5 protein-coding genes are annotated in these 5,464 nt (G+C 34.7%); 2 read left to right on the top strand and 3 right to left on the bottom strand.

From position 1 onward, the window contains the following. The first annotated feature begins 250 nt into the window (after window positions 1-250). Together AC3DU7_RS23735 and AC3DU7_RS23730 are read left to right on the top strand one after the other, a co-directional pair. The gene (locus AC3DU7_RS23735; RefSeq protein WP_488041765.1) at window positions 251-1,345 is read left to right on the top strand and encodes a patatin-like phospholipase family protein; all 1,095 of its coding nucleotides are present in this window, start codon (window positions 251-253) and stop codon (window positions 1,343-1,345) included. Window positions 1,346-1,576: 231 nt separating this feature from the next. Continuing rightward, a complete protein-coding gene (locus AC3DU7_RS23730; RefSeq protein WP_488041764.1) occupies window positions 1,577-2,716 on the top strand; it encodes an ABC transporter ATP-binding protein in 1,140 nt (379 codons plus the stop codon). A gap of 979 nt (window positions 2,717-3,695) precedes the next feature. Here the strand turns inward: AC3DU7_RS23730 and AC3DU7_RS23725 are convergent. The 3 genes from AC3DU7_RS23725 to AC3DU7_RS23715 form a co-directional block, all read right to left on the bottom strand. Continuing rightward, on the bottom strand, window positions 3,696-3,887 hold the full coding sequence (locus AC3DU7_RS23725) for a hypothetical protein (protein WP_488041763.1): 192 nt from the start codon (window positions 3,885-3,887) through the stop codon (window positions 3,696-3,698). Window positions 3,888-3,911: 24 nt separating this feature from the next. Then, on the bottom strand, window positions 3,912-4,184 hold the full coding sequence (locus AC3DU7_RS23720; protein WP_488041762.1) for a transposase: 273 nt from the start codon (window positions 4,182-4,184) through the stop codon (window positions 3,912-3,914). Between the two features lie 94 nt (window positions 4,185-4,278). Beyond that, a complete protein-coding gene (locus tag AC3DU7_RS23715; protein ID WP_488041761.1) occupies window positions 4,279-4,383 on the bottom strand; it encodes a helix-turn-helix domain-containing protein in 105 nt (34 codons plus the stop codon). Window positions 4,384-5,464 lie beyond the last annotated feature (1,081 nt).

The following is a 5,464-nucleotide window of genomic DNA, read 5'->3' as shown; positions in this document are numbered from 1 at the left end:
CTGAATGCTGAATGCTGAATGCTTACGCCCTACTTTAGAGAGAAAGTTATATTTAAGATAAATTTCTCTCTGCTCCAGTTCTGTTATTAACAAAAATCTGGTATAAATACTACTTAAATTGTATATTTTATAGATAGAAAAATGCTGATAGCTGAAAGCTAATAGCTGTTTGCGCAGCAGTCCGCAGGAAATGCTTACCAATGATATAATTGAGTAGTTAAATTATTATATTAATTAAGGCAAAACTATAATGACTTTCAAAATCCTTAGTTTAGATGGTGGTGGAATTCGCGGAGTCATTTCAGCACGAATGTTGGTAGAAATTGAAAAACAAATCAAAGAACAAAAAGGTCAGTCTTTACATGAATACTTTGACTTAGTAGCTGGTACTTCCACTGGTTCAATTATCGCAGCGCTAGTTGCTACAGGAACAGAAAGCGCGAATATTCTCAAACTATATCAGGAAGAAGGAATCAATATTTTTCCATACCAAAGTCGCTTGTCACCCAAAAGATTACCCTTAATTTGGAAATATGGAATTTCTGCTCCTAAATTTTCCAATGAAGGCTTAATTAAAGTCTTGAAAAAATACTTTTTACGACAAAATGGAACACCAATTAGACTTCAAGAAATTAGTGAAATAAACTTATTAATTGTAGCTTACAATATGTTTTTGGAATCTCCAACTATTTTTGTAAATTATCATCCAGAAATACCTAAACAGACGATTTGGTATGACAATCTCCCTCTGTGGGAAATTTGTACTAGTTCTGCATCCGCTCCTACTTATTTTCCAGCTTATGAATTTAAAAATGGAGATTTGAGTCTACCACATATAGACGGAGGAATAGCAGCAAATAATCCCACATTATCAGCAATAACCTATGCAATTAAACTAGGTCATAAACTAGAAGATATTTCGATAATTTCCATTGGCACAGGTGAAAATAGTCAGCCTTATAGTTATAAGCAAATAGTAGAATGGGGACTAGCTGAATGGGCAATTAAACTAATTAATATATTGATGAATTCTCAGTCTTCAACTCAGAATCTTGCCACCGAACAAATTATGTCTAAAAAGAACCCTGAAGGTTACTTACGTTTACAGTTTGAATTAAATAATGTTCTTCAGCAAAGAACAAGTAATCCAAAGGTAATTAATTCTTATATAAATGAAAGAGTAAGTGAAGCAATAGATGATGGGAGAGAAGCTCATATTAATCAACTAATCAGAGTTACAGAAGCATTTATAGAACAAGGTAAAGTTGCTTATATAGACTTAGAAAATCAAGTAAATTATCCCGTAGTTAAAGAAGCGATCGCCCGTTTTATTAATCTTAATTAGTTTGAAGAAGGCAGAAGGCAGGAGGCAGGAGGCAGAAGCTTTTATCCTATTGTCACCTTGATTTTATACACAAACTAATGATACCGGACATGATTTGATTTTTGATGATTGGAGATGTCTATTTAATCTCTCTCTACTCCCTTCCGTATCCGTGTATCCGTGCCATAATCCATGTTAACCACTCCCCTACTCCCAACTGTATAATAAGTATTCAATCGAAAATGATATAATATGCTATCTCAGACCGTCGAACTCATCAACATATCCAAAGTATTCAACAGTAAAAATCAAAAAAAATTTATCGCTGTACATAATATCAATCTCCAGATAGAAAAATCAGAATTTTTTTCCATATTAGGTCCTTCTGGATGTGGCAAAACTACAACATTAAGAATGATAGCTGGTTTTGAAATGCCCACATCCGGAGAAATTTATGTTCAGGGTCAACTAATGGGAAATAGTCCGGCATTTCATCGACCAGTAAATACAGTTTTTCAGAATTATGCTTTATTTCCTCATCTCACAGTGGCAGAAAATATTGCCTTTGGATTAGAAATGGAAAATATTTCACGCCCAGAAATAAATCGTCGGGTAACTGATACTTTGGCTCAAGTAAAATTAACAGATATGGAAAAACGTTATCCCCGACAATTATCTGGTGGGCAACAACAAAGAGTCGCCTTAGCAAGAGCATTAATTAAACAACCAGCAGTATTATTATTTGATGAACCTTTGGGTGCTTTAGATTTGAAATTACGCAAAGAAATGCAGTTAGAATTAAAGCAAATGCAGCAAAGGTTAGGCATTACATTTATTTATGTTACTCATGACCAAGAAGAAGCTTTAACAATGTCTGACCGCATAGCAGTTATGCACCAAGGAGAAGTTTTACAAGTGGGAACTCCGGTAGAAATTTATGAACAACCAAAAAGTCGTTTTGTGGCTGAATTTATTGGGGAAAGCAACTTTTTAACAGGGCGAATAACTGCACATCAAGAAGATAAAAGTTTGATATTAATAGATGAATATTTTCCCTTATTAATACCCGCTATCAATCATCTACCAATAGATACAATTATTACCTTAGTTGTCAGACCGGAAAAAATAGGAATTGACCCATCAACTTATATAGAAGAAGCAGATTTTTCTGGGACAATAGAAAATATTGTTTATATTGGTACAGATACTCGTTATGTTGTACGTTTAACTGACAAAACTAAAATAGTTGCCCGGAGACAAAATATTAATCCTTTTCATTTGAATCAATATGCTATTGGTGAGAAGGTTAAACTTAATATCCCTGTGGAAAATATTAGTGTGCTGGCAGAAAATTTATCAGAAAAAGAAAGGTTGAAATTGGGAAAAAATTAGCAATTATTAGCTAAATAGTCAATAGAAAACTATCATAGGATAATACGGGTATTTATGAGCGATCGCTGAATTTACTATGGCTCCTCTCTTCAACTGATCTTGTCATAGATACATCCGTTCTTATAAACCTACAATAATCTGTATAATTCAAGTCTCACACGCAGCTAAAATTGCAGTGTTCGCAATTTGATTACGCGATCCGAGCAAGACAGATACTCTTTAATTTTTCTATCCCATGTTCCGCACGTCAACTTGTAGCATTAAAAGTAGTATTAAAATTGAGAGCTTGGTAAGTATTTATACTGTATTAATCGTCGTCGTTAACCTTTTTCAAGAGTCAAACGATCGGGAAAATATTAAGTATAATATCATGTTCGGATGATTAGTTATAAAAACTTCTTTACTTCAAACTTTGCTCTCTTCCTTCTGCCTTCTGCCTTCTGCCCTCTGCCTTCCCTCTGCCAAAGTATAAGTATTTAACCGAACATGATATAAATACTTGAAACACGCCAGGCATAAGCTGCACATCATTCCCTACTGACTACTGACTACTGACTATTCGCCCTTTGTACTACGTTTTGTCGTGCGGAATGTAGGTTATATAGTTATATCATGTCCGGTTGAATAGTTATAAATAAACTACTCAGGAGTCAGAATTTCCGTTTGTCATGCTCCACAAACAGGAGGGAAGAAAGAAGAAAAGAAGGAGAAAATTTTTTGATCGCTAATGGTTAACCACAAACCGTACGAAAAAAACTGTAGAAAATTGTAACAGCTTTTATCTTGATATTGAATTAACCAATACTGGCGCTCTCGGCGCAGCTCACTATTCCCTCAACAGTAAATGCTCCTGGGAATTTCTTTCGAATTATTTGAAGACTGCCATTGATATCGGCATTAATCACTTGGCCAGTTGCACTCAAAAATAAACCACGTTTGACTCGCTTGCCTACATAGTTTTCATGCTTACAAGGTTTTTCTAAGTCAATAGCACAGGTACTATCCTCACTTCGATTACAGTATCCACAACTACAGGTATTTTGATTTCACTCATGGATAAGTGACATATACCATCTTTGAGACTTGCTCTATAGACTGATTCTTTTGAGTAGATAACTACATTTCGACCTTGAGTTTTATTTTTATACTTTGGTATTTTGGGTTTACCCAAAAACTTCCCTGGATGTTTTGACCATTATTTTATAGCTTGAAAATAACCACGCCAAGTGCAAACCAAGCATTTTATTATTTGTTTTGATACTTTAGTTGGTAATGCTCTGTAGGCATCACTATTTTTGGTGCCGTGGTATAGCTCGGTTAAATCTAAACTTTTTGAACACTTGAAAAAATGCTGACGACAATGATAGTTAGCTAAGTTATACAAGTTTTTCGACTTAAAGGCTAACTCATCGCACACCCGCCAATACTGATGTGTTCGGTTAATAATATGTCTGTCAACAAGTTGCATTCACCCGCTATAATTCATCTTAAGTTATTACCTGTTTAATACTACAACACTTTTGTTAATTTTACAACTATTTTCTACGGTTTAAGTTTAACAGTTAATCACCCCAATTATAAGCATGGCGGTCTACACCCGTGTGTTTAGCTAGGATGATTTTTTGCTGATTTGTGGGAAGCAGTTCGGTCTTGAATTCAAGTAGCACATAACAGATAGAAGCCGCTAGCGCGTCTACAGTAAATGTGTTCAAAGATTTATTCGCTCACTTTAAATATATATCCTTTAGTTAATTTATTAGGAATTAGGCAGTAGAACGTTTTTCTGTCATGGCGATCGATAGGGTTTGCGGAGCACTCCGGAAGGGAACGCAATCTCAAACTCTACTTTATTTGTGCTTCATGCGTAAGTCCTGTATATGCTAAATGATCAAAGTATAAACACAAAACACCGAAATAAAATGGCGATCGTTCCTTTCATTTATCTCTCACTTGATATTCTTTTTATGTGATCTAAATCAATAACAAGAGTGATGGTAATTTGTCAGAGATTAGTACTGATGTAGTGCGATGAAAATAATCTACAAAAATTTTTCTATTCCTTATTCTTGTTTACCTTGTATCTAGCCTGTTTTTCCTGCTCATTGAAGACGAATATTTGACATAGGTACTCAAAGCATGTGATCAAAATCAACAACACAGAGTGATAGCAATTGCTGTTGTGCTCATTGAAGACGAATATTTGACATAGGCACTCAAAGCATGTGATCAAAATCAACAACACAGAGTGATAGTAATTGCTGTTGTGCTCCTTGAATACGAATATTTGACATAAGCACTCAAATTCTGTGATCGAAATCAACAACAAAGAGTGATAGCAATTGCTGTTCTACTCCTTGAATACGAATATTTGACATAAGCACTCAAATTCTGTGATCGAAATCAACAACAAAGAGTGATAGCAATTGCTGTTCTACTCCTTGAATACGAATATTTGACATAAGCACTCAAATTCTGTGATCGAAATCAACAACAAAGAGTGATAGCAATTGCTGTTCTACTCCTTGAATACGAATATTTGACATAAGCACTCAAATTCTGTGATCGAAATCAACAACAAAGAGTGATAGCAATTGCTGTTCTACTCCTTGAATACGAATATTTGACATAAGCACTCAAATTCTGTGATCGAAATCAGCAACAAAGAGTGATAGCAATTGCTCTCAGGGATTAGTATTGATTTAGTGTGATGGAAATAATCAGCAAAAATTTTTCTACTCCCGATTCTTG

It is taken from the genome of Okeania sp., assembly GCF_983059655.1.
Note: the sequence above shows the minus strand (reverse complement) of the source record. Positions and strands in the feature narration are given on the sequence as shown.